The organism is Helicobacter bilis ATCC 51630, assembly GCF_000686565.1.
Taxonomy (GTDB): domain Bacteria; phylum Campylobacterota; class Campylobacteria; order Campylobacterales; family Helicobacteraceae; genus Helicobacter_A; species Helicobacter_A bilis.
The window spans coordinates 1-24290 of sequence record NZ_JMKW01000035.1 but is presented as its reverse complement, the minus strand read 5'-3'; the positions used below and the strand labels follow the sequence as shown (position 1 = coordinate 24290).

General features: G+C 36.2%; 18 protein-coding genes and 2 pseudogenes. 18 read left to right on the top strand and 2 right to left on the bottom strand.

Annotated features, from left to right (window positions below):
- On the bottom strand, positions 1–1743 hold a 1743-nt coding region (locus T368_RS15500; protein WP_248646235.1), incomplete at its 3' end, for an autotransporter outer membrane beta-barrel domain-containing protein.
- Positions 1668–1898 carry a hypothetical protein gene (locus T368_RS15495; RefSeq protein WP_155116618.1) on the bottom strand — a complete coding sequence of 77 codons (231 nt, stop codon included), beginning with the start codon at positions 1896–1898 and terminating at the stop codon, positions 1668–1670. The genes T368_RS15500 and T368_RS15495, both read right to left, overlap by 76 nt.
- 657 nt (positions 1899–2555) lie before the next feature.
- On the opposite strand from T368_RS15495, the gene metK reads away from it, so the two are divergent.
- The 18 genes and pseudogenes from metK to T368_RS0107595 form a co-directional block, all read left to right on the top strand.
- Positions 2556–3716: a methionine adenosyltransferase gene (gene metK, locus T368_RS0107680; RefSeq protein ID WP_004084391.1), complete on the top strand. Its 1161-nt coding sequence runs from the start codon at positions 2556–2558 to the stop codon at positions 3714–3716.
- A 313-nt stretch (positions 3717–4029) separates the two neighbouring features.
- Positions 4030–4632 carry a DedA family protein gene (locus tag T368_RS0107675; protein WP_004084390.1) on the top strand — a complete coding sequence of 201 codons (603 nt, stop codon included), beginning with the start codon at positions 4030–4032 and terminating at the stop codon, positions 4630–4632.
- A 98-nt stretch (positions 4633–4730) separates the two neighbouring features.
- Positions 4731–5885 (top strand): transcription termination factor NusA, encoded by a 1155-nt coding sequence (gene nusA / locus T368_RS0107670; RefSeq protein WP_004084389.1) that lies wholly within the window; start codon positions 4731–4733, stop codon positions 5883–5885.
- Positions 5885–7885, top strand: coding sequence for an ABC-F family ATP-binding cassette domain-containing protein (locus tag T368_RS0107665; RefSeq protein ID WP_004084388.1), 2001 nt, complete (start codon positions 5885–5887; stop codon positions 7883–7885). Before nusA ends, T368_RS0107665 begins: the two co-directional genes overlap by 1 nt.
- A 418-nt stretch (positions 7886–8303) precedes the next feature.
- Positions 8304–11612: a DNA polymerase I gene (polA, locus tag T368_RS0107655; protein WP_004084387.1), complete on the top strand. Its 3309-nt coding sequence runs from the start codon at positions 8304–8306 to the stop codon at positions 11610–11612.
- Positions 11613–11780: 168 nt separating this feature from the next.
- Complete coding sequence (hemC, locus tag T368_RS0107650; protein WP_004084386.1) at positions 11781–12767, top strand: hydroxymethylbilane synthase; 987 nt, start codon at positions 11781–11783, stop codon at positions 12765–12767.
- Between the two features lie 19 nt (positions 12768–12786).
- Entirely contained in the window at positions 12787–13386 is a 600-nt protein-coding gene (locus T368_RS0107645; protein ID WP_004084385.1) for a CvpA family protein, read from the top strand.
- A gap of 17 nt (positions 13387–13403) precedes the next feature.
- Entirely contained in the window at positions 13404–14924 is a 1521-nt protein-coding gene (lysS, locus tag T368_RS0107640) for a lysine--tRNA ligase (RefSeq protein ID WP_004084384.1), read from the top strand.
- Positions 14921–16171: a serine hydroxymethyltransferase gene (locus tag T368_RS0107635; RefSeq protein ID WP_004084383.1), complete on the top strand. Its 1251-nt coding sequence runs from the start codon at positions 14921–14923 to the stop codon at positions 16169–16171. The genes lysS and T368_RS0107635 overlap by 4 nt, the downstream gene beginning before the upstream one ends.
- A 121-nt stretch (positions 16172–16292) precedes the next feature.
- Entirely contained in the window at positions 16293–16832 is a 540-nt protein-coding gene (locus T368_RS0107630) for a DUF1882 domain-containing protein (RefSeq protein WP_004084381.1), read from the top strand.
- A 32-nt stretch (positions 16833–16864) separates the two neighbouring features.
- Positions 16865–17941 (top strand): SPOR domain-containing protein, encoded by a 1077-nt coding sequence (locus T368_RS0107625; protein ID WP_004084379.1) that lies wholly within the window; start codon positions 16865–16867, stop codon positions 17939–17941.
- 12 nt (positions 17942–17953) lie between these two features.
- Entirely contained in the window at positions 17954–19798 is a 1845-nt protein-coding gene (gene recG, locus T368_RS0107620; protein ID WP_004084377.1) for an ATP-dependent DNA helicase RecG, read from the top strand.
- A 58-nt stretch (positions 19799–19856) separates the two neighbouring features.
- A complete protein-coding gene (locus T368_RS0107615) occupies positions 19857–21284 on the top strand; it encodes a nicotinamide phosphoribosyltransferase domain-containing protein (RefSeq protein WP_004084375.1) in 1428 nt (475 codons plus the stop codon).
- 2 nt (positions 21285–21286) lie between these two features.
- Complete coding sequence (locus T368_RS0107610) at positions 21287–21523, top strand: RNA recognition motif domain-containing protein (protein ID WP_004084373.1); 237 nt, start codon at positions 21287–21289, stop codon at positions 21521–21523.
- Positions 21524–21976: 453 nt separating this feature from the next.
- A complete protein-coding gene (locus T368_RS0107605; protein ID WP_004084368.1) occupies positions 21977–22273 on the top strand; it encodes a hypothetical protein in 297 nt (98 codons plus the stop codon).
- A pseudogene (locus T368_RS16700) lies at positions 22266–22610 on the top strand (SDR family NAD(P)-dependent oxidoreductase); the annotation flags it as partial. The gene T368_RS0107605 and the pseudogene T368_RS16700, both read left to right, overlap by 8 nt.
- Before the next feature lie 297 nt (positions 22611–22907).
- Positions 22908–23261, top strand: a pseudogene (locus T368_RS17390) (SDR family oxidoreductase); the annotation flags it as partial.
- Positions 23254–24290, top strand: a 1037-nt coding sequence (locus tag T368_RS0107595; RefSeq protein ID WP_027338404.1) for an AMP-binding protein, incomplete at its 3' end; no start/stop codon positions are given. The pseudogene T368_RS17390 and the gene T368_RS0107595, both read left to right, overlap by 8 nt.

Here is a 24290-nt window from a genome sequence, read left to right as displayed (position 1 = left end):
CATGCTTGTGATATGGTTTGTATAGCCATTACTCTGTATCTCTAGAGCTTTGTTGTTTTGATATGGGCTTTGTGTGATTATGCTTTGTCTAAGCCCTGCAACTGGGGCTATGGAGAAGCTTTGAAAAATAAATGGATAGCCTATATTTACATTTGCGTTGAGATTATATGCGTTAAAATCGCTATTAAAGGCTGTGCTTGTGCTAGAAAACTGCAACATATCTCTTGTTGCAAAAAAGCCAAATGTCCCATGTAAGCCTATGTCGATATTGATTTTTTCTAATAAGATTCTATCCATGAGAGAAAAACTTAATGCATGGCTTTGAAATGTGCCCTTATAAGTTTCAAAATGCTGATTCATCGAGCCATATCCATAGGCAAAATGTGTTGCAAGTAAATGGGAGTATAAACTTGTGTTATAACTAGCCCTAATGCCACTCATCACACCACCCATACTCTCACTCATAATACCGCCACCAAATGCCCCTATGCTAAAGTTTTGCGTGTGAGAAAAGCTTGTGTTATAAGTTTGCATAGAATCTAAAATCGCTAAAGGTGCATTAATAAATGAGTTTGCCACGCCATTTACAGAATCTCTAGCGACATTTCTTAAAAGAGAGCTGCCGCCATAGGTATAGATTCCATTCATTTGTTTATCAAGTGCGTTTATCATGCTTTTTTCATTATCTGTAAGCGTGTGCTGAAAATCTTGTATCTTTGCGGAATCTGCCTTGATTTCTAAAGCACCATTTACAACATTTGCACCGATAAATTCATTTGCCCCGCTTCTAAAAATCACTTCAAAATTTGTATCGCCACTTATTTGTCCTGTAATAAGGCTATGGCTGCCCATAGCCACACCGGCAGTATCAACGACTACTTTACCATTATTTGTAAGACTTCCCTCTAGCTGCCCCATTTTCCCTTTATATGCACCAAAGATTAATGTGCTATGTGCTTCATTTGTCATGCCACCATCAACCTTAATCTTTCCGCCATAGATTTGCACGCTAGAATTTTGTGTCCTACTTCCCTCTGCCCCTTGCTGATTTATAAGTCTCCCTGTAATGTGTATCGTGCCACCATAATTGATGAGATCCCCGCCACCAGGGCTTGGTGCGTCATTCTGCCAAAAGCCACCAGCTATCGTGTCTGCTGTTGGCTTACCACCATTATTAAAATCTCCACCAACCTTTACATTGCCCTCCATATTACTAAAATTTGAAGTCGCAAGTTCTACGCCATTAGTGCTTTGTCCCACATTCCATACAGATCCATTTACTTCTAATGTGCCGCTATTTTGTAGCACATTTTGTATTCTTATTGCGTTAGATTCTACTTTCAAAGTCGCACCACTATGGATAGTGGTTTTAGAATCTATGATAAAAAAGTCCATATTGGTTGCATTCAATAAGGCACCACTATGTAAAGTCAAATCAGCATTGCGTGAAAATATAACTTTTGATGATGGACCAAACTCACTCGCATTAATTTTTTGTCCTTTTTGTAGCGTAAGATCTAAAGTCGCATTAGCCCCTAAACTTAAACCTTTTTGTATTGATAGGGTATGAAAGTCATTTAAACTAAGTTTTGAGCTACTCCCTACACTAAGATTCCCAACATAGAAAATAGACAGAGTTTGCGTTGTGCCTTGTGGCATAGCGGCATTTATGGTAAGGCTTGAAGTGCCGTTATTGGTAGAATAGGAAAAATCATAGGCATTTGGATTAAACGCGCTTGGCAACCAGCATAGCAGTATTGATTCCCACATGTTGCGGTGAGATTATGACTTGCGTTCTCCCCATTTTGCAACACAATAGAGCTGGGTAAATGCCCCGTGTAGTCTGCGTACAAGGCATGGCAAGACAATAAGACTAATATAATAACTTTCTTTTTCATGCGAGAGATTCTAATCTATAAGCATTTACAGATGATTATGATAATAAGATGTTTTTAAAAAAGTTTGCTAAAGATTACCAATAAAAACATTGTTTAAAAATTTGTGTATCTTATTTTCCTATACATTCATGTGTGAGTAAAGATAGTATTGTTAAAGTTGCTGATTAAATATCGTTGTGTCTAGACTTGCTTTCTCTTTTTGTATGTCTTGGATTGATATTCCGTATAAGCGATGCTTTTTCGGAGAGGTTATTTTTGTGCATCGCCACTGCAAAGCCCATGTCTCACATAACAATTTTCGCAATTTACAAAATATCTAAAGACGCTTTTGAAGATTTGTTGTCTATGTTTTTTAGATTGTAGACATCCTTTCGTGATGGTGATGTATCACGCCCCCCCCCCATAATGATACTTTTTTTGGACAGCCTATGTTTAACTTCAAAGAATTAACGCACATTTCAACCAAATTCTTATGCTTGTAGTTTAGATAACATTTATTCTCTGTTTTTTATAATTAAAACACCATGTTTACATTATTTTAGATTCCAATGCAATTTAGCACACTTTATATAATAAAAAATCAAAATTACAATATGTAGTTTAACTTTTTGTGTTAGCATTCTGCTTTACAAAAATTTCAAATTACAAGGTGAGTTTATGAAAAAATCGTTTCTTTTCACTTCAGAATCTGTAACCGAAGGACACCCAGATAAAATGGCAGACCAAATCAGTGATGCGGTGCTTGACTACATCATTGAGCGCGATAAAAATGCGCGTGTAGCGTGTGAGACGCTTGTAAGCAATGGCTTTTGTGTCATCGCAGGCGAGCTAAAGACAAGCGTATATGCCCCTATGCAAGAGATCGCTAGAAAAGTCGTGCAAGAGATAGGCTACACAGACGCGCTTTATGGCTTTGACTACCGCAGTGCAGCGGTGCTAAATGGTATCGGTGAGCAAAGCCCAGATATAAATCAAGGCGTAGATAGAGCCGATGGCGAGATAGGTGCAGGCGATCAAGGGCTTATGTTTGGCTATGCCTGCCGTGAGACGCCTTCCCTTATGCCGCTGCCTATTTGGCTCTCCCACCGCATTACAGAAGGCTTAGCAGCAAAACGCAAAGATGGCACACTGCCCTTTTTACGCCCAGATGGCAAGTCCCAAGTTACCGTGCGTTATGAAGATGGCAAGCCTGTAAGCATTGATACAATCGTTATCTCAACACAGCACAGCCCAGAGACACAGCAAAGCCATTTGAAAGATTCAGTCATTGAAGAAATCGTGCAAAAGGTAATCCCGCAAGAATATCTCAACGATAATATCCGCTATTTTGTCAATCCCACAGGCAAATTTGTCATCGGCGGACCACAAGGCGATGCGGGGCTAACCGGGCGTAAAATAATCGTGGATACTTATGGTGGAAGCTGTCCGCACGGAGGCGGGGCATTTAGCGGGAAAGACCCCAGCAAAGTGGATAGAAGTGCGGCGTATACGGCTCGCTATGTAGCTAAGAATCTTGTGGCAAGTGGCGTGTGTGATAAAGCGGTGGTGCAGGTAGCCTATGCTATCGGCGTGGTAGAGCCAGTATCAATCCTTGTAGATACGCAAGGCACGGGCAAGGTGGAAGATTCTGTGCTGACAGAGTGCGTGAAAAAAATCTTTAGACTAACCCCTAGAGGTATTATAGAATCACTTAACTTGCTTCGCCCTATTTATCGCAAAACGGCAGCGTATGGACACTTTGGACGAGAATTACCAGAATTTTCTTGGGAAAAAACAGATAAGGTTGAGGCGATTAGAGAGTTTTGTGGGGTGAAGTAGAAAGCAGTTTAGAATCTTGTTGCTTTCTTTGGTGTAACCTTATTTAGAAATACTACACCTTACAAACGATACCGCAAACAAAAAAGTTAAAGCATTAATTTGGCTTTTATGCAATCTAAATTTTATAGTAAATATAAAAATTAGATTCCATAAACTTCACATGCAACATTCCACTCCACAAGTTTTATTGACAAAAACTATTATTTAACACAACAAACCAAGTAAAATCTATCTTTTAAAGAAAATGAATATCATTATACTTATTTTTAAGATATAATCATGTGGTTAATTCAATATTACATAAGGTTATATCATGCAAAATGAAGCACTAGATATATTAAAAGATTATAACAATCTGGAAAATTTTGGCTATTTAATACTCTTTTTCTATTCTATGGGTGGTGGCTATATCGCAATACTTACAGCAGCAGCTCTATCGAGTGTGGGCACACTTGATTTAACTTTTAGCATAATTGTAGCAATCTGTGGTAACGCACTTGGTAGCTCTTTGTTTGCATTATTTGCAAGGACACAACAAGCAGAGGTAAGAAGAATGTTTGGCAAACATAGGCGAAAAATCGCCTGTATGTATCTTATGATAAAAAAGTATGATTGGGGCTTATTTATTGTAAGTAAATATCTACATGGAATCCGCTCTTTTGTGCCGCTTGCAGTTGGTATTAGTCAGTATAATTTGACAAAATTTGTATTTATTAATTGCATTGGGGCAGTCATTTGGGGTATTTCTTTGGGGATTGCTGGATATTATGCAAGTGGATTTTTATTTGATATTATCAAAATGTTATTGGCATATCCGTATGCACTGCCAGCTGTATTTGTGGGGATTTTTATTTTTATCGCATCTTTATTATTTATTAAAAAGAAGATTCAATCTAGCAAGATATTACAAGAATAAGTAATAATTTGCATATTAGTAAAGTTATGCTAGAATTTCACTCTTCTTTATATACTCCCACATATCAAGAATACGCAAAAATAAATTAAGGTTTTATAATGGAAAAGATTTTAGATATAGTTGAAATGATAGCGTCAGAAAATGGTTTGCCACAAGACCAAGTCGTATTAGCGATTAAAGATTCTATGGTAAAAATGGCAAAAAAAGAGATTAATGAGAATGCAAACTTTGTTGTTATAGAAGATTGGGGTGCAAAAGAATTGCGTCTAGTGCAAAAGATGATTGTATGCGATGATTCTTCTTTTAGCAAAGATTTAGAATCTACGCATATCCCTCTAAATGAAGCTAGAAGCCTTGTAGAGAATGTAAATACAGGTGATGAGCTTGAGTATCAAATCAATTTAGAGGGTATGAATCGCAATGCAGTGAATAATATATTCCATGATATTACCTATCAGATTCAAAAGCTAAACGAGCAAGAGATATTAAAAGCGTTTGAAAAAGATATAGGTCATATTGTAATCGGGCAAGTGGTGCATGTCGATGATGAGGGGAATACTTCCATAGAGATAGGTGAAACTCGCGCGATATTATCACTTAAAAATCGCATTAAAGGTGAGAAATTTAAAGTCGGGCAGCCAGTGAGATCTATCCTAAAATCTGTTAGAATCACAAAAAATGGTGTTAAAATCGAGCTTTCACGCACAACGCCAAAGCTACTAGAAGAGTTACTCATGCTTGAAGTGCCAGAAATAAAAGATGGCGAAGTCTCAATCTATAAAATCGCACGCATACCCGGTGAAAAGGCAAAAGTAGCCCTTTATACAAATAATCCAAAGATTGATCCAATCGGCTCTGCTGTCGGTGCAAGAGGCGTGAGAATTAATGCTGTAAGCAAAGAATTACACGGCGAAAATATAGACTGCATTGAATACTCAAGTGTACCAGAAATCTTTGTAGCAAAGTCTCTATCTCCAGCCCAAGTCATCTCTGTGAAATTGCAGAAAGCAGATACAGAAGAAGAAAAGCCAAAGGCAATAGTGCAAATCGCAAAATCACAGAAGTCAAAAGCCATAGGTAAAGCAGGTGTGAATATCCGCCTTGCAAGCATACTAACAGGCTATGACTTCGAGTTACAAGAAGTCGCTGATAAGCCTAACGAGCAAGTAGCAAATAAAGATTCCATAGAAAAAGATGAAGACAAAAAGCTAGGACTAGAAGCATTAGAATCTCTTTTTAAAGGCAACTCATAATGGCATTACTCTCACTCAATGAGATAAGTAAGCAATATGACACAAAGCTACTTTTAAAAGAAACGCATTTTAGCATTGACACACACGAAAAAGTCGCAATAATAGGCAAAAATGGCTGCGGCAAAAGCACACTTTTACAGATTATAGAAGGAAAAATCGCACAAGATTCTGGACAAAGAATTGTAAAAAATGATATTGAGATTCTATCCCTGCCGCAACATATTAGCTTTAATCCCAATCATAGCGTAACAGAAGTGCTTGAAAATAGCCTTTATAATCTCAAGCAATCACATAAAAGATTGCAAGAAATCATGCAGCATGAAGACTTTGCAAACAATGCTGTGCTATCAACAGAATATAATATGCTGCATTCATACATTGATAGGCATGATGGCTGGGATTTAGAGCTTAAAGTAAAAAATATTATGCACTCTTTTGGACTAGAATGCTTTGCTGATAGACTTGCTATAACGCTAAGTGGGGGCGAGCAAAAAAGGATTATGCTAGCAAGTATTCTTATTAAAAGTGCGGATATTATTATCCTTGATGAGCCGACAAATCACCTTGATGTAGATATGGTTGCTTTCTTAGAAAATTATTTGAAAAACATGCAAGCAAGTATTATTTTTATCAGTCATGATAGATATTTTATTGATAATCTTGCTACAAGGATTGTAGAGCTTGATAATGCTAAGCTTACAAACTTTAATGGTGGTTACCTCTCGTATTTACAAGCAAAAACACAAATGCTAGCAAACCTAGTGAAAGAAAATGAAGCCTTAAAAAAGATTCTAAAAACAGAAGAGCAATGGCTACAAAAAGGCGTGCAAGCAAGAAGAAAAAGAAATGAAGGCAGAAAAGAGCGGCTAATGCAGCTGCGAGAAAAAGTAAAATCCATGCCAAGCCTTGCTAGAAGTATCACTCAAACGCTTGAAAAAACACTCAAAGAATTGCCAAAAGATTCTATAAAAAACACAAAGAAAATGCTATTTGAGCTAAAAGATATTACACTTTATATCCATGATAAGCCACTTCTTAAGAATCTTAATCTGCGTATTATGCAGCAAGAAAAAATCGCCATTGTAGGAAAAAATGGCAGCGGTAAAAGCACTTTGCTTCATTGTCTTTTGCATGAAGACCCCTTATTTCTAAAAGCAAAAGGCATTCATTTTCAAGGCGAGATATTAAGAGGCGATATAAATATTGGCTATTTTGACCAGCATAAAAAGATGCTAGATCCTACAAAAACACTCATTGAGACATTTTGCCCTAATGGCGGGGATAGAGTGAGTGTGCGTGGCAAAAATATACATGTATATGGCTATCTTAAAAGCTTTTTATTTCCTAAGGAAGATTTAGATAAAAAGATAGGTATGCTTAGCGGTGGGGAGCAATCAAGGGTGGCACTTGCCCTATTGTTTTCAAAGCAGTATGACTGCCTTATCCTTGATGAACCTACAAATGATTTAGACATTGCGACAATGAATATTTTAGAAGATTATCTTATGCAAAGTGAATGTGCCATCATTTTTGTAAGCCATGATAGATATTTTACAGATAAAATCGCACAGCGACTTTTAGTCTTACAAAATTCTATAGATTCTATGCAGCAAAATTATATTATCACTCATGCAAAATATAGCGAGTTTTTAGACACACAAAGCGAGTTGCAAGAGATTTATACATTGCAAAATGAACTCAAAGATTCTAAAGGACAAGATTCTATACAGACTGAAACAAAATCTAATAAAACACAAGAGATTCCAAAAAATGAGGCAAAACCAAAAAAGCTAAGCTATAAAGACCAAAGGGAATATGATAGCTTAGAAGAAGATATAGAGAGACTTGAAGCATGTATTAAAGATTTAGAATATAAGCTAGGCACACCAAGCGAATATGAAAAATATGGAATCCAAACTTTAAGTAATGAATTAGAAGAAGCAAAAAAAGCCCTTGATTATAAATGGCAGAGATATGAAGAATTGAGTATGAAATTGTGATGTATGTAGTTAGTAATAAAAATACATAAAGACAAGCAAAAGATTTGTGCTATAAAGATGAGATAATTGCTTTTTGTTGAAGAAAAAATATAAAATATTTGGTTGCTTTGTATTTTATGTGGCATATACAACTAATATTGGAATACTAGATTATCAATGGGATATGCTAAAATGCCTTAGACTTAAGATAATAGCAAATCTTAACACATTAGATTTTCGTTTGGGGCTATATATGCAAAAACAGGCTATAGGGATACAGAATCTATGAAATAAATACACCATCATTGCTATAAGCATTAAAACTCACATTTGCATTTATGCTATAATGTAGCTTTGTAGTTCTAGATTCTAACACTACAAAACAGAATCTCTATATGCACAAAATAAAATATTCCAACCTCACACACAAAGGAACAACATGCAAAATACTCTCTCAAAAGTTATACTTGTTGATACTTTTGGCTTCTTTTTTCGTAGTTATTATGCCCTACCACCATTGCATAACTCAAAGCATTTTCCAACTTCCCTGCTAACTGGCTTTGCGACACTTATTTTCAATCTCTATAAAGAACATAAAGATTCATGTATTATTTTCACACTTGAGGGTGGCGGGACAAATAGGCGAAAAGAGTTTTATCCACAATATAAGGCAAACAGAAAAGAAGCCCCGCAAGACCTTTTAGCACAACTCCCTGTGGCAATAGAGTGGCTAGAGAAAATGGGACTTCCTATGCTCTCACTGCAAGGCTATGAGGCTGATGACTGCATAGCTACCCTTGCTACCCTTGCTAAAAAAGATGGTTATGAAACACAAATCATTAGTCATGATAAAGACTTGTATCAGCTGATAAGTGAGGGGATTTATATCTTTGATTATGCGAAAAAACAAGCTATTACGCAAAAAGAATGTTATGAAAAATTTGGCGTTTTACCGAATGATTTTATTATGTATCAAAGTATTGTTGGGGATTCTAGTGATAATGTGCCCGGGATTAAGGGCATTGGTCCAAAGGGCGCACAAAGCATTTTGGCACATTTTAAAAGCTTAGAATCTTTATATGAAAATATAGAAAAAGATTATGAAAATATAGTATCACTGCTTGGCAAACGCACAGCAGGACTTATAAAAGAACATAAAGAACAAGCCTTTATAAGTAGGAATCTTGTAACTTTACGCACGGATTTATTACAAAATTATGATTTTTTAAGTAAAAAAAATAAGTATGAAAACTCGCCTTTACTCACTATCAAAGATGAGTTAGAATCCTATGAATTACACAGAATTTTACAAAAGATACTACCAAGACGCAAAAATAATACGCAATATGTAGAAACTATACCTTTGGGGGATATAGGTGCTAATCCATTTGAGCAGAGAGCAGGATTTAGGTCGCAAGATAGCGGAGATTCTAAAGAAAATGCATCCCAAAGCCCTACACCCACCCAAGTGGTTAAGAATCTAGATTCCATAAGTTGTCATACTGAGCCTTTAGGCGAAGTATCTAATATGAAAGCTAAAAGTGATATTTCGACTTCGTCTCAATATGACAATCATTTAGATTCTATAAATTACGCCCTAAACCCCGTAGCCCACCCAAATTTGGATTGGAATCTAGATTCTACAAAAATGCACCCTAAACCCTGCACCCGCCCAGATTTGATAGAGAATCTAGATTCTAATATTTGTCATGTTGAGTGTAGCGAAACATCTAGCATGGAATCGAAAAGAGATATTTCGTGCTTACGCACTCAATATGACAATAATCTAGCAGCCCACACAAATTTGACACAGAATCTACAAAATCCTACATTTCAATATATCCCCCATTTAATCACAGATTCTAAAGAACTTTTTAATCTATTAGAATCTATCCCAAAAGGAAATTTAGTTGCATTTGATTGTGAAACAAATGGCTTAGATGTGAGAGAAGCTGATATGGTAGGATTTAGCTTTTGCTTTGATGGATTGAATGCTTATTATGTGCCATTTTTACATGGTGGGATAAAGCGTGAAAAATCCAAATATGAAGTTATGAAATCTCAAAGCATATCACAGAATCTTTTTAGCACAGAAGAAGCAAAGCCTACATTCTCACTATTTGATGATACGACAATGAGTAAAGATTCTGCAGATAATGATACAACAAACGCCCCCGCACAAATCTCTCAAAGCGATGCAAAAAAAGCCTTAGAAATACTCTTTAGCTATCCACTTATAGGGCATAATATCAAGTTTGATTTACATATAGCATGGCATAATTTTGGTATAAAGCCTGAGCATACACCACAAGATTCTATGCTACTTGCATGGCTTGATGACCCAAGTCAAAGCGTGAGTTTAGATAATCTTATGAAAAAGCATTTTAATCATAATATGATAGCCTTTAGCGATATTGTCCCCAAGAAAGCTACCTTTGATTCTATTGATATAAAGACGGCGAGTAACTATGCAGCAGAAGATGCGGCGGCTACTTTTCAGCTTTATTTTTATTTTAAAAATACGCTTTATCCGCATTTATTCACACTTGCTAAAGATTTAGAGTTTCCTTTTATACGCACACTTTGTGCTATGGAGGATTGCGGTATTGCTATCAATTACTCATATTTTAAGAATCTAAAGACTACTTTTAGCCACACCTTGCAGCAATTACAGCAAGAAATCTATGAAAAAGCCGGAGTATCTTTTAATCTCAATTCACCAAAGCAAGTAGCAGAGATTCTATTTGATACATTAAAGCTTGATACAAAAAGAAAGGGTAAAAGCGGATATAGCACTGATGAAGCCACACTACTTGCCTTAAAAGATTCTCACCCGGTTGTGCCTTTATTACTTGAGTATAGGGAGATTTTCAAGCTTTTTAGCACCTATATTGAGCCTATATTAAAGTTAGGTAAAAATGAGAATAGAATCTATACGACTTTTCTACAAACAGGCACAAATACAGGCAGACTAAGCTCAAAATCCCCAAATCTTCAAAATATCCCCGTGCGTAGTGAGATGGGCAGAAGTATCCGCAAGGGCTTTGTAAGTAGAGATGGATATAAGCTTTTAAGCCTTGATTACTCACAGATTGAGTTGCGATTATTAGCACATTTTAGTGGGGATAAAGTGCTATTAGAATCTTTTCATAATAATGCTGATATTCACGCTGAAACGGCGAAGTTGCTTTTTAAAGATTCTAATAAAGACTTTTCACTTTTAAGAAGCATAGCAAAGTCTATTAACTTTGGTTTAATCTATGGTATGGGTGCAAGGAAGCTATCACAAACGCTAAATATCACACAAACTGAAGCAAAGCAGTATATCGAAAACTATTTTGCTACATTTCCTAGTGTCAAGCAGTTTTTAGAATCTCAAAAAGATTCTATACTTAAAAATGGATATAGCACGACTCTACTTGGTAGAAAAAGGTATTTTGACTTTTTTAGTGCGACTGAATTTATGAGGGCAAACTTTTTAAGGGAAGGGGTAAATACAATATTTCAAGGCAGTGCCGCAGATTTAATAAAGCTTAGTATGAATGAGATTTATAAGAAAATAGAATCTCTACATAATGATTGCTTTATGCTTTTACAAGTGCATGATGAATTGATTTTTGAGATAAAAGATAGCATTATAGAATCTTTAAGCAAAGAGTTAAAAGAGATTATGGAGAATATCTATACGCTAAAAGTGCCACTTGTATGTAACCTATCCATAGGCAATACTTGGGCAGAGTTGAAATAATTGCTACGATAAATTTAAGATTCTAAGCGTAATATTATGGAATCTAGCATACTGCATGACATGTAAAATTTGGCATAAATAACTCACTTTTAAACCAAACTCTATAAACCACAGCTTTATTTTTTGAAAATTATATATTATAATATGCGTTTTATTTGGGAGGATAGTATGATAGCAAAGCGTTATAGCGATGTGGTGCAAGAAAAGCCACTTGTGCTTGGCACAAGGGGGTCTCTCTTAGCCTTATGGCAGGCAAATCATATCAAAGAAAAATTAGAATCGCTTGGCTTTCAAGTTGTGCTAAAAACTATCAAAACAAAGGGCGATAAAATCCTTGATGCACCGCTTGCTAAAATAGGCGGCAAGGGACTTTTTACAAAAGAGTTAGAGAATGAATTGTTAAGTGGTGGGATTGACTTTGCCGTGCATTCGCTAAAAGATGTTCCCATTGCTATTCCACCAGAATTAATGCTTGTTTCTATCACGCAAAGAGAAGATGCTAGAGATTGCTTTGTGAGTGAAAAATATGCAGATATTGCTTCATTGCCACAGGGTGCAAAAGTCGGCACGACTTCACTTCGCCGTAGCATGCAGCTAAAGCGTATAAGGCAGGATTTAGACACACAAAGCCTAAGGGGCAATGTGCAGACACGATTAGAGAAATTGCGTAAGGGTGAATTTGATGCGATTATCCTTGCTAGTGCGGGGTTAAATCGTCTTGATTTGAAAGATGATATTGGCTTTATCTCGCATTTACAGATAAATCAATTTATCCCTGCTATGGGGCAAGGCTCACTTGGCATTGAGTGTAGAGATCCTAAGTATTCGCCAGATTTTAGAGATCAAGCGATTATGAAAGTTTTAGAATCTTTGCATGATTCTAAAAGTGCGTTATGCTGTAATATTGAGAGAGCTTTTATACAATTGCTTGGTGGTGGTTGTCAATCACCTATTGGCATACACGCACAGATTTTAGATTCAAAAGAAATAGAGATTCAGTGTGTTGTAGGGAATTTGGACGCTTCAAAAGTGCTTACTGAAACTCGTGTATGCAATAAAGGTGAGGTAGAATACGCATTGCAAGATATGATTAACACGCTAAAGAAAAATGGCGTTATGGAAATTTTAGAAGAAGTTCGCACAAGTTTAAACTAAAAAGATTTAAGGATTCTATATGGAAACAAAGCATTATGTAGATATTGCTGTTATAATTATTGTCGCTGTGCTTGGATTGCGTGGGCTTAAAAATGGGCTTATCCATGAGATTATGGGCGTTCTTGGCATTGTGATTGGAATCTATTGTGCCTCTAAATATTGTATTGATGGGGCAAAATATATTGAGTTAGCAGGGCTAAGCTTTGAGAATAGACATGTGCTTTTAATGCTTTCTTTTATACTTATTTTATCGGTTGTATGGATTGGCTTTCTTGTGCTTGGTGTTATTGTCGCGCGTTTTGTTGTGATTTTACCAGAGATTGCGATTATAAATTATTTTGGTGGTTATGTATTTTCGGCATTAAAATATTTTGTGATTTTATGCGTTGTTGTATATGGGCTGACACAGGTTGGATTCTTAAAAGATCCCATTAAAGAATTGACTGAAGGCACAAGAAGTTATCCTATAATGTATGAAGTTGCGGAAAAAATTATGAGTATAGAAGCCCTGCAAGATTTACAAAAACAATATGTAGAAGTTGAAGAGACAACTAAAAAAGAGGTAAAAAAGGCAGCCACAAAAGCCGCTAATGAAGTGGTAAAAAGCGTAATAAAATAAATTTATAAGGAGAATATATGTTTGATAATGTCTATATCCAGCAAAGAATTGAAAAAGCACAAACACTAAGAGAAGAAAATCTAAATCCATATAGAAATGATTGTGAAGTAAGCCTTGATAATAAAAGCTTTTTAGAAAAATTTGATACACTAAAAAATCTAGAATCCGATGAGAAAAAAGACGAAAATTCTAAAGTATGGGTAAAGGGTAGGGTAAAGTTTTTGCGTCTTATGGGTAAGGCAAGCTTTATAAAGATTGAAGATGAATATGCGATTTTACAGATTTATTTCTCACAAAATGAGCTAGGTGATCTTTTTAAGATTCTAAAGAAAAATTTAGAGGTTGGCGATATTGTAAATGTCTATGGTTTCCCCTTTGTTACAAAGACAGGGGAGCTTAGTCTGCATGCACTAGAATTTAAGATTCTCACAAAAGCCATTGTGCCATTACCAGAAAAGTTTCATGGATTAAGCGATATTGAGCTTCGCTATCGACAAAGATATTTAGACTTAATTGTAAATCGCGAGGTAAAAGAGACTTTTCGTATGCGTAGTGCGATAGTCTCTCATGTGCGTAAATTCTTTGAAAATAGGGGATTCTTAGAAGTTGAAACGCCGATGTTGCACCCAATCCCCGGTGGGGCTAATGCGCGTCCTTTTATCACTCATCATAATGCCCTTGATGTAGAGAGATATTTACGCATTGCCCCAGAGTTGTATTTGAAACGACTTGTTGTAGGGGGCTTTGAAGCGGTATTTGAGATTAATAGAAATTTTCGCAATGAGGGGATAGACCATAGTCATAATCCTGAATTTAGCATGATTGAGTTTTATTGGGCATATCATACTTACCACGACTTAATCACGCTGACAAAAGAATTGTTTGATTATCTCTTAGATTCTCTCAACCTACCAAAGCAGCTGCCTTTTGGCGATATGTTGATTGATTTCACGCAATTTAGCGTTATGACTTATAGAGAATCTTTAGCAAAAATAGGCAATATAGACAAAGATATAATTGAAGATAGAGATAAACTCCATGCGTTTTTAAAGCAAAATAATATAAAGATAGAAGAGGGCTTAAGTCATGATAAATTGCTAAGTGAAGCTTTTGATAATTTTGTAGAATCTAAGCTTATTAATCCAACTTTTATCACAGAATATCCCATTGAGATTAGCCCACTTGCAAGGCGAAATGACACACATTCAAATATTGCGGATAGATTTGAGTTTTTTATCGGTGGCAGAGAGCTTGCTAATGGCTTTTCAGAATTAAATGATCCCTTAGACCAGCTTGAGCGATTTAAGGCACAAGTAGCCGAAAAAGAAAAGGGTGATGAAGAGGCACAATATATGGACGAAGATTATGTATGGGCGTTAGGGCATGGTATGCCACCTACTGCTGGGGAGGGCATAGGCATTGATAGGCTTGTTATGCTTTTAACGAATAATAAGTCTATCAAAGATGTGCTTTTATTCCCTGCGATGAAACCAGTGAGTGAAAACTATAATTCTATTACAAAAGAGGAGCAAGCATGAGTTATACAATGCAAACAACAGATTCTGAAATCTTTTCTTTGATACAAAAAGAGTTGCAACGACAAAACGAGCATTTAGAGATGATTGCGAGTGAAAACTACACTTTTCCAAGTGTTATGGAAGCTATGGGCAGCATTTTGACAAATAAGTATGCAGAGGGTTATCCGGGTAAAAGGTATTATGGCGGTTGTGAATTTGTAGATTCTATAGAATCTTTAGCGATTGAGAGAGCAAAAAAGCTGTTTGGTTGTAAATACGCAAATGTCCAGCCACATTCAGGCAGTCAAGCAAACGCAGCAATTTATGGGGCACTGCTTAAACCTTATGATAAGATTCTAGGCATGGATTTAAGTCATGGTGGGCATTTAACACATGGTGCGAAAGTTAGCATGAGTGGTAAAATGTATCAAAGCTTTTTTTATGGTGTGGAGCTTGATGGCTATATTAATTATGATAAGGTTATGGAGTATGCAAAGGTTGTGAAGCCAAATATTATTGTATGTGGATTTTCAGCTTATACTCGCACACTTGATTTCGCAAAATTTAGAGAAATAGCAGATTCTGTAGGGGCTATCCTTATGGCTGACATCGCACATGTAGCAGGGCTTGTTGTAGCAGGAGAATATCCCAATCCTTTTCCATATTGTGATATTGTCAGCACTACAACGCATAAGACACTTCGTGGTCCAAGAGGTGGCGTGATACTTACAAATAATGAAGAGATCGCACAAAAGATTGATAAAATGGTATTTCCGGGTATGCAAGGTGGTCCGCTTATGCATGTTATCGCAGGAAAGGCTATTGGCTTTGGGGAGAATTTAAAACCAGAATGGAAAACCTATGCAAAGCAAGTCAAAGCAAATATTAAAGTTTTAGCGGAAGTTTTAGTAAAATCGGGCTTTGATTTAGTAAGTGGCGGGACAGATAATCACTTAGTGCTTATGAGTTTCTTAAAGAAAGATTTTAGTGGCAAAGACGCAGATATTGCCTTAGGCAATGCAGGCATTACGATTAATAAAAACACGGTCCCGGGTGAAACTCGCTCTCCATTTGTAACAAGCGGTATAAGGATAGGCTCACCAGCCCTTACCGCAAGGGGTATGAAAGAGAAAGAATTTACATGGATAGCAGAAAAAATAGCAGAGATTCTAAATGATATTAATAATACAGCCTTGCAGCAAAAAATAAAGGCTGAAGTAGCGGAACTTGGCAAGGAATTTCCTGTTTATGATAAGGCGATTTTCTAGTCGTAATATTAGCAATAAGAAAAATTTCCTTGTAATTGCAACTTGTAATGCAAAACTTACTTAAAGCATGTTACAATTACAAATTTAAATGAAGTAGTATAAATGCAATAAGGAATAGCAAATGACCGAAATGGAACTCAAGTTAATAAAGATTGACACACGCTATTACTATACAAAAGCGAAAGGCTTAGGGCAGAAAACCACTCATAACGGACGCATATTTTACGATAAATTTGAGCGAGTAGATTCCATGCTTACTTCTCAAGTCATGCAAGCCCATTTTCGCAAAGAAATTACTGTCGCGCACTCCCTTATATTGCGTGGCAATAAGGTAGAAAATATTGTGTTTGATTATAATGGCAGAGATCCGCAAAGATTCTATCATAGAGCGCAATTAATGTTGCGTGATGAAGGCTTTATTAACTTTACTGCTTATCAAACAAAAACGCCCGGTCATTTGCATTTATACATACACAAAGGGCATACAGATTTAGAAGAAGGAAAAAGACTTGCAAAAAACCTTTCTATGAAGCTTGCCTCAAAATGTCCTGTTGAGTGGCGTATGTTTCCAAGCAATGATGTCCCACCGCAATTTAATATTTTGACATTGCCCTATGAAGTCTATGCAAAAGAGCGTGGTGCATGGGCGAAACACATGTAATAGAGAAATTTTAGACTATAAAGGATTATACAATGAAAGACGACAATAAAGCAGTTAATGATATTTTTCAAAATGACAATGGAAGCAAAAATAAAACAAAAACCATATTGCTTTTAACCATTGTGGCCATCATTTTAATATCTGTATTTTTAATCATCGCATGGGTGATGACTAGAGATAATCCATTGCAAGATATGCAGAATCAAGCAATGCAAAATCAAAATAAAGATGGACTAGCATTAAGTGAATCTAAAGATAGGACACTGCCTTACGCGCATAATCTCGATTCTCAAACTCCACCTCAAAATCCATTAGGTTTGGATACAAACAGAGATTCATTAAAACCACAAGAGAGCGAGGCACAAGTAAATAATCCAATGTCAAATGTCCCGCCATTAGGTGTGCCTACAAACGCTGATTCTATGCCTACAACCAGCACAAAGCCATCAAAAGATGATGATCTTGAAAATGATGCGCGTTTTCAAGCAGCATTAAGGGATCTTGAAAAGCAACATAATGATAAAAAGAATATAGACAAAACTACAGAATCTAAAAAAGAAGAATCTAAGAAAGAAGAGCCTAAAAAGGTTATCACACCAATACCGCCTAAAGATACCACAATAGCAATAGCCCCAGATCCAACAAAGTCTTCACAAAAACCACAGGCAGATTCTAAAAAACAAACAGATTCTAAGAAAGAAGAGCCTAAAAAAGAAGAAGCTAAAAAGCCAGAACCCAAAAAACAAGAACCAGCCAAAACAGAATCTACTAAGCCAAAAGATTCTGAAAAAGAGACTAAAAAGCCAAATGACAATATTATCCCAAAACCACAAAATAATGTCGTAAGTGCAAATCAAGGTAAAGCACCAGAGCAAGGCTATTATTTACAAGTTGGTGTTTTCACACAAACTCCAGCTCAAAGCTTTTTGAATAAAATCGCAAAGTATAACTATCGCGTATTAAAAACAGAGGAAGATGGCGTTACGAAGTCAAAGTATCTAATCGGTCCATACATATCAAAAAATAAAGCCAAAGAAGCAGAACAAAAAGTAAGAGAAGAAGTGGAATCAAAAGCAAATGTTATCTTCTATCAAAGACAAGCAAAATAAAGGCAAGATTCTTTGCATGCCCTGCTTTCTTATTGTTTAGATAATATTCCAAAATCCTATGATACAACCTATCCTATCACCGAGTTTAGTCAAGGTGAGCGGGGTGTACTTGAAGTTACTATCACACAGAAAAGATTCCATAACAATATACTTTTTATAGAATCTTTTTGTAAGGATTTTAACTCCCCCTTACGCATTATTATCTTTAATGCCCGTCCCTATCACGCACAAATATTTCAAGAGACAAAAACGCTTTTTGTGTTAGGAACGCTTGAATTCCAACATGATAAAATGACAAATGCCCTAACCCCTACTTTTGTAAATCCAAAGATTCCACGCACAACAAATACTATCACCATGCAGTTTAAAACACGCACGACAAAGATAGCAGACCTGCAAAAACATATCACAAAAGAAGCCCTTGAAAACACACATATACCACAGCAATATAGTGATAAACTCTATCGCATTTTTCACCCAGACCTTGAGTTTTTTAAAGAATATAGTAAAGAAAAAGCCCTGCCAGAGAGTTTTCAAGAAGCATTAAAATTTATTGAAATTTTTGTTTATACACAAAGATTGCGTAAAAAGAAAACACAATTCCGCTCAAAATTTCGTTGCAATGGAGACTTAGAATCTTTTTTACAAACCCTACCTTTTAGTTTAACAAACGCACAAAAAGAAGCCATAAAAGACATACAAGAAGATTTAAAAAGTGAATTTGCATGCAGACGCATTGTCATGGGCGATGTAGGTTGCGGTAAAACTATGGTTATTCTAGCAAGTGTCATATTAGCCTATCCACAAAAATCAATACTTATGGCACCCACTACAATCCTTGCTAAACAGCTTTTTGAAGAAGCAAAGAAATATCTACCAAAGCATATAAACATAAGCTTTGTTTCATCAAGTAATGCAAAAGAGAGAAAAAAGCCGCTAGAGGGCGATTTTATCATCGGCACACATGCCCTGCTTTATAGAAGCGGTGATTTAACTGATTTTGCCTTAGTGATGACAGATGAGCAGCACAGATTTGGCACAAATGCTAGAAGTAAGCTAGAACAAATGCTAGAGGGAAAAGATGAGCATGGTCGCACAAAACCGCATAATATACAATTCTCCGCCACGCCAATCCCACGCACAATGGCAATGCTAAAAAACAATGTAGTCTCTTTTTCATTCATTAAAGAACTCCCTTTTAAAAAAGATATTGATACAAGAATCATTGATAAAAGCGGCTTTCAAAGACTAATAGAGCATATCCGCACAGAGTTTGCAAAAGGGCATCAAATCGCAATCATTTATCCACGCATTGAAGAAGCTGAAGAGAAAAAAGAAAAAATGATAAAAGATTCTCGTTATGCACCCATTCCCTACATGTCGCTAAAAGATGCAGAGAGTTACTGGATAAAGCATTTTCAACATGTATTTAGCACACATGGTAGAGACAAGGAAAAAGAAGATGTGCTAGAGCAGTTTGCAAATACAGAGAGTGCGATACTCCTTGCTACAACAATGATTGAGGTGGGAATCTCCTTGCCAAAGCTAAGCATTATAGTCATCGTTGGGGCAGAGAGACTAGGACTTGCAAGTCTTCATCAGCTTCGTGGGCGTGTGAGTCGTAATGGCTTAAAGGGATATTGCTATCTCTATACACACCAGATACAAAATGAGCGATTAATCCGCTTTGCAAAAACATTAAATGGCTTTGACATCGCAGAGCTTGACTTAGAATATCGCAATAGTGGGGATTTACTCGATGGGATTTTACAAAGTGGCGCGCAATTTAGATATTTTGACTTTGCAACTGATAGCAAGATTCTAGAAGAGGCAAATGTCCTTATCCATAGAATCTAAACATAATCTTAGTAAATATTAGTTACAATGTGCTTTTAAATCACACACAAGGCTTTATATGCAATACCCACAATTGCTTTTTATTTCGGATTGTTATAAATATACACATGCGGCAATGTATCCAAATAATGTTGATGAAGTATATAGTCTGCTTTATTGTAGAAAACCGCGTTTGCCTTTAGAATCTTTAAATGGACATATTGTAGCCTTTGGTATGCGACAAGCTATCAATAAACTTCAATCTTTATATGATGAGTTTATACAATGGGACAGAAAAAAGCTAGAAGAAGGGCTAAGACTACTTTATGCAGATTTTATGAAACTAAATCCAAATGACACTTCTTATAAATTTCTCATTGATAAATGGCTTACATTACCAAAAGTCATGCCTATTACTTTTAAGGCAATTCCAGAGGGGACATTTGTGGCAAATAATACGCCTATTATCTCAATGCATTGTGCTGAAAGTAAGCATTGCTGGTTTGTAAATTTCATTGAAACATATCTTAACTCTATGCTATGGAAGACATGCTTTGTAGCGACACAGGCAGCAATTTTTAAACGCATTGAGTATGATTGCTTAGGCTATTATCTTGATGAGAGTTTTAACTTCCATGATTTTTCCGCACGGGGTATGAATGGCATTATGGACTGCTATAATTCCGGCGTGGGACATGTCCTCTTTTTCTCTGGCACAGATTCTATAATGGCATTACAAAATGTATATGAAAACTATGGCGGTAATGTAAGTATGCTAGGCTCAATCCCAGCAAGTGAGCATAGCGTAATGTGTCTAGGCGGACAGGCAAATGAGCTTCACACCTTTAAGCATATCATGCAGCAATTCCCAAATGATATGGTATCAATCGTAGCTGACACATGGAATCTATGGGATATTATCGAGTCTTTAAAAAGGGATAAAGATGCGTATAATCTCATTTCTTCTCGTTTAAAGCCCATTGTATTGCGACCAGATTCAGGCGATCCATTTTTGATATTAACAGGCGATGAAAACTCACAAGATTCTAGAGCTAAAAAAGGTGTGATACGGCTTGTTAATGAATATTTTGGCTTTGATAAAGTGCGTATTATCTATGGTGATGCAATCAGCACGGAACGCGCACAAAAAATCTATGAATGGTGCAAACAAAATGGCTATAATCCAACAGAGTTTTTATGCTTAGGCGTAGGGAGTTATGCGTATAATTCAGGCATACGCGATGATGTAGGGCTAGTTACAAAAATGACTTGGGCAAAGATAGGTGGAAAACCCACACATTTAATCAAAAATCCAATCACAGGTAATGAAAAGATGTCTCTATCAGGGCAAGTCTCACTTGACAAAGACACAAGAGAGGTAACGCAATTCCTTGATAGCACACCAGAAAATGACTTGCTAAACACAGATTTAGCATTACCAAACTTTAAGAGTATAAGAGAGTATGTAAAAAAAGAGTTTTTACGCGCAATCAATCATAAGGGATAAATATGAAAAGCATATATATAGGTAATCTCACTTACACCACGACACAACAACAAGTGCATGATATATTCGCACAATTTGGCAATGTCATCTCAAGCAGAATGATACTAGATAAAACAACCCATAAATTCAAAGGATATGCCTTTGTAGAAATGGAAGATGAAAATGCAGAAACCGCAGTCAGTATGCTAAATGGCGAAAGCTATAATGGCAGAATCATGCGAGTAAGCATTGCAAATTAATTTATCCTGCAAGGTATAACATAAGCCTTTTGTATAATTTCACAATGTCTTCACATAAACTTTATCAAGATTCTATAATCTTGTCATATTGAGTGCGTAAGTACGAAATATCTTTTTAGATTCTATATTTTTAAATTCTGTATTAGATACTTCGCTTTGCTCAACATGACAATTTGTTGCAGAATCTAAAAATAGCTACATTGTCGTTTGATATTTTTTATAAATCCTTACTTTATATGAAAACTCTTAACCCACATGTCCTACAAAAACATAGAATCATCTCTATTTTAAGCGCTACTTGTTGTCATAAAATATTAAAAATGTTACTTTTATCTACACAAAACTAAAATAATTTCGCTTTTTTTACAAAAAAAAAAAAACGATTTTGCATATATTATAATGCAAATCTATATGTAAAAATATTTTTTATCGACACTACTTAAGGAACACAAAATGCAAACACAAATCCAATCATTAATCTATAAATCTCTCCAATCTCTAGCAGATGAGCTAGAAAACGAGAATCTAAAAAATCCAACGCTTGAAACAAAAATCTATGGGATTGAGGGCAATTTAGATTCTCTAGCTCTTGTAAGCTTTATTGCTGACTTAGAGGAAATGCTAGCAGATGAGCTTAATCTCAATCTTGTTCTCGCCGATGAAAAGACGATGAGCGGAAGAAACTCGCCTTTTAAAGATGTCGCCACCCTAAGTGCCTATATCCTAGAAAAAAGTCAAAGCAATGCCTAGAGTTATACTTATCACAGGGACACGCAAGGGCATAGGCAGGGATTTAAGCGAGTATTACTTAAATAAAGGCGATATTGTGTGTGGCTGTTCGCGGACACAAAGCAATTTAGAGCATAAAAATTACAGACATTTTACCCTTGATGTGAGTGATGAAAATGCGGTTGTAAATATGGTAAGGGCTGTGAAAAAGGAATTTGGCACGATTGATGTGTTGCTAAATAATGCCGGAATTGCTTCTATGAATCATATCCTTACTACACCACTAAAAACTATGCAAAATATCTTTAACACAAATGTATTTGGTAGCTTTCTTTTCTTGCGAGAAGTCTCAAAGGTTATGGTGCAAAACTATAAAAAGCGTGTAAAGGATTTAGAATCTAAGGGGCTAGATTCTAAAAATAATGCGAAAAATGCCATTGCGGAAGCGGTTTGTGATGATTTTAAAGAATCTGCAATCTTAGATTCTAACAATAAGGATTCTACTGCGGAAGGATTTTTGAGTGATTTTAGTGGTTTTGGAGCGAAAGGTGAAGGGAGTTTATTAAACATAAATGACCGAGCCTTGAGCGAACAAAAGCTCAAAAGCACCACTTGTGCGAAGCACCAGTCCAAACCTGCAAAAAAGCCGACGCAAACAACGCAAATGCCCTACCGCATTGTAAATTTCGCCACAGTCGCCACCCCGCTACGCTTAGAGGGAGAAGCCGCCTATGCCGCCTCAAAAGCCGCATTAGTCAATCTCACACAAGTATGTGCTAAGGAATTAAGCGAGTTTGGCATTACCATAAACGCCGTTGGTCCCACACCCGTGCCAACGGATTTAATCAAAAATGTCCCTAAAGCAAAAATGAACGCCCTTTTAAACCAACAAGCCATCAAACGATTTGGTGAGTTTAGCGATGTGCTAAATGCCATTGAGTTTTTCTTAGATGAAAAGAGTGATTTTATCACCGCACAAGTTATTTATCTTGGAGGCGTAAATGCGTAGTGATTCTTATAATTTCACGCACCCATTTTTACGCAAGATTGAGAGTTTTGAGCAAGATTCTATATGTCTTATTGCACAAGATCAAAGCCACACTTATGGGGAGCTTTTAGATTCTACGCGCAATGCCCTAAATTTGCTAAATGACATAAAGGCAAATAGTGTCATTGGCATTATCGGCGATTATGATTTAAAGACTTTAGCCTTTTTCCTAGCGTGTGTAGAAAATGGCTTTATTATAACGCCGCTATCTGCTTCACTTATCCCAAAAGATTCTATATTCTCTCCTATGCTTCAATCCTGCATAAAAGAAGGGCAGATAGACTATCTTTTCTATAATAACACCTTGCATTCTACGCATAACACAGATAAGAAACACAGCATTATCGCTTCCTTGCAGGCAAATCACACAAGCGGATTAATCCTTTTTTCAAGCGGTAGCACAGGCAAACCCAAAGCAATAGTGCATAATCTAAACACCTTGCTTCAAGGCTTTTTAGAGAAAAAGCCAAAGCGTATAAATATCTTATTATTCCTTATGTTTGATCATATAGGTGGGCTAAATACGCTTTTTAATGTGCTAAGTCTTGGGGCGTGTGGCATTACTCTAAAAAATCGCAAAGATATGCAAGAGATTGCAAAAAGTATTCAAGATTATAAAATCGCCCTTTTACCCGCTAGTCCTAGTTTGCTTCATCTCTTTTTGCTTTCAAACCCAACGCAGCTTTATGACTTAAGCTCACTGAGACTTATTACCTATGGCACGGAAAAAATGTCAGATTCTCTTTTAGCAAAGCTTAAAAATGCTTTTCCAAAAGTGCGATTTCACCAAACATTTGGAGCAAGTGAGATAGGTATCACGCAGACTACAACAAAGGATAATTTTATCCGCCTTGATAATATGGAATATAAGATTGTAAATAATGAGCTTTTTATCAAATCCCACACAAACGCACTGGGCTATCTTAATAGTGATAATAGTGTGTTTGATGATAAAGGTTATTTTGCAACAGGGGATTTAGTAGAAGTAAA

Excerpts from the sequence above, each read along its gene's own strand:
- lysS (WP_004084384.1), top strand. The coding sequence starts at position 13,404 with ATGTTTGATAATGTCTATATCCAGCAAAGAATTGAAAAAGCACAAACA.
- metK (WP_004084391.1), top strand. The coding sequence starts at position 2,556 with ATGAAAAAATCGTTTCTTTTCACTTCAGAATCTGTAACCGAAGGACAC.
- T368_RS0107605 (WP_004084368.1), top strand. The coding sequence starts at position 21,977 with ATGCAAACACAAATCCAATCATTAATCTATAAATCTCTCCAATCTCTA.
- T368_RS0107625 (WP_004084379.1), top strand. The coding sequence starts at position 16,865 with ATGAAAGACGACAATAAAGCAGTTAATGATATTTTTCAAAATGACAAT.
- nusA (WP_004084389.1), top strand. The coding sequence starts at position 4,731 with ATGGAAAAGATTTTAGATATAGTTGAAATGATAGCGTCAGAAAATGGT.
- T368_RS0107635 (WP_004084383.1), top strand. The coding sequence starts at position 14,921 with ATGAGTTATACAATGCAAACAACAGATTCTGAAATCTTTTCTTTGATA.
- T368_RS0107665 (WP_004084388.1), top strand. The coding sequence starts at position 5,885 with ATGGCATTACTCTCACTCAATGAGATAAGTAAGCAATATGACACAAAG.
- hemC (WP_004084386.1), top strand. The coding sequence starts at position 11,781 with ATGATAGCAAAGCGTTATAGCGATGTGGTGCAAGAAAAGCCACTTGTG.
- T368_RS0107675 (WP_004084390.1), top strand. The coding sequence starts at position 4,030 with ATGCAAAATGAAGCACTAGATATATTAAAAGATTATAACAATCTGGAA.
- T368_RS0107610 (WP_004084373.1), top strand. The coding sequence starts at position 21,287 with ATGAAAAGCATATATATAGGTAATCTCACTTACACCACGACACAACAA.
- T368_RS0107645 (WP_004084385.1), top strand. The coding sequence starts at position 12,787 with ATGGAAACAAAGCATTATGTAGATATTGCTGTTATAATTATTGTCGCT.
- T368_RS15495 (WP_155116618.1), bottom strand. The coding sequence starts at position 1,898 with ATGAAAAAGAAAGTTATTATATTAGTCTTATTGTCTTGCCATGCCTTG.
- T368_RS0107615 (WP_004084375.1), top strand. The coding sequence starts at position 19,857 with ATGCAATACCCACAATTGCTTTTTATTTCGGATTGTTATAAATATACA.
- polA (WP_004084387.1), top strand. The coding sequence starts at position 8,304 with ATGCAAAATACTCTCTCAAAAGTTATACTTGTTGATACTTTTGGCTTC.
- T368_RS0107630 (WP_004084381.1), top strand. The coding sequence starts at position 16,293 with ATGACCGAAATGGAACTCAAGTTAATAAAGATTGACACACGCTATTAC.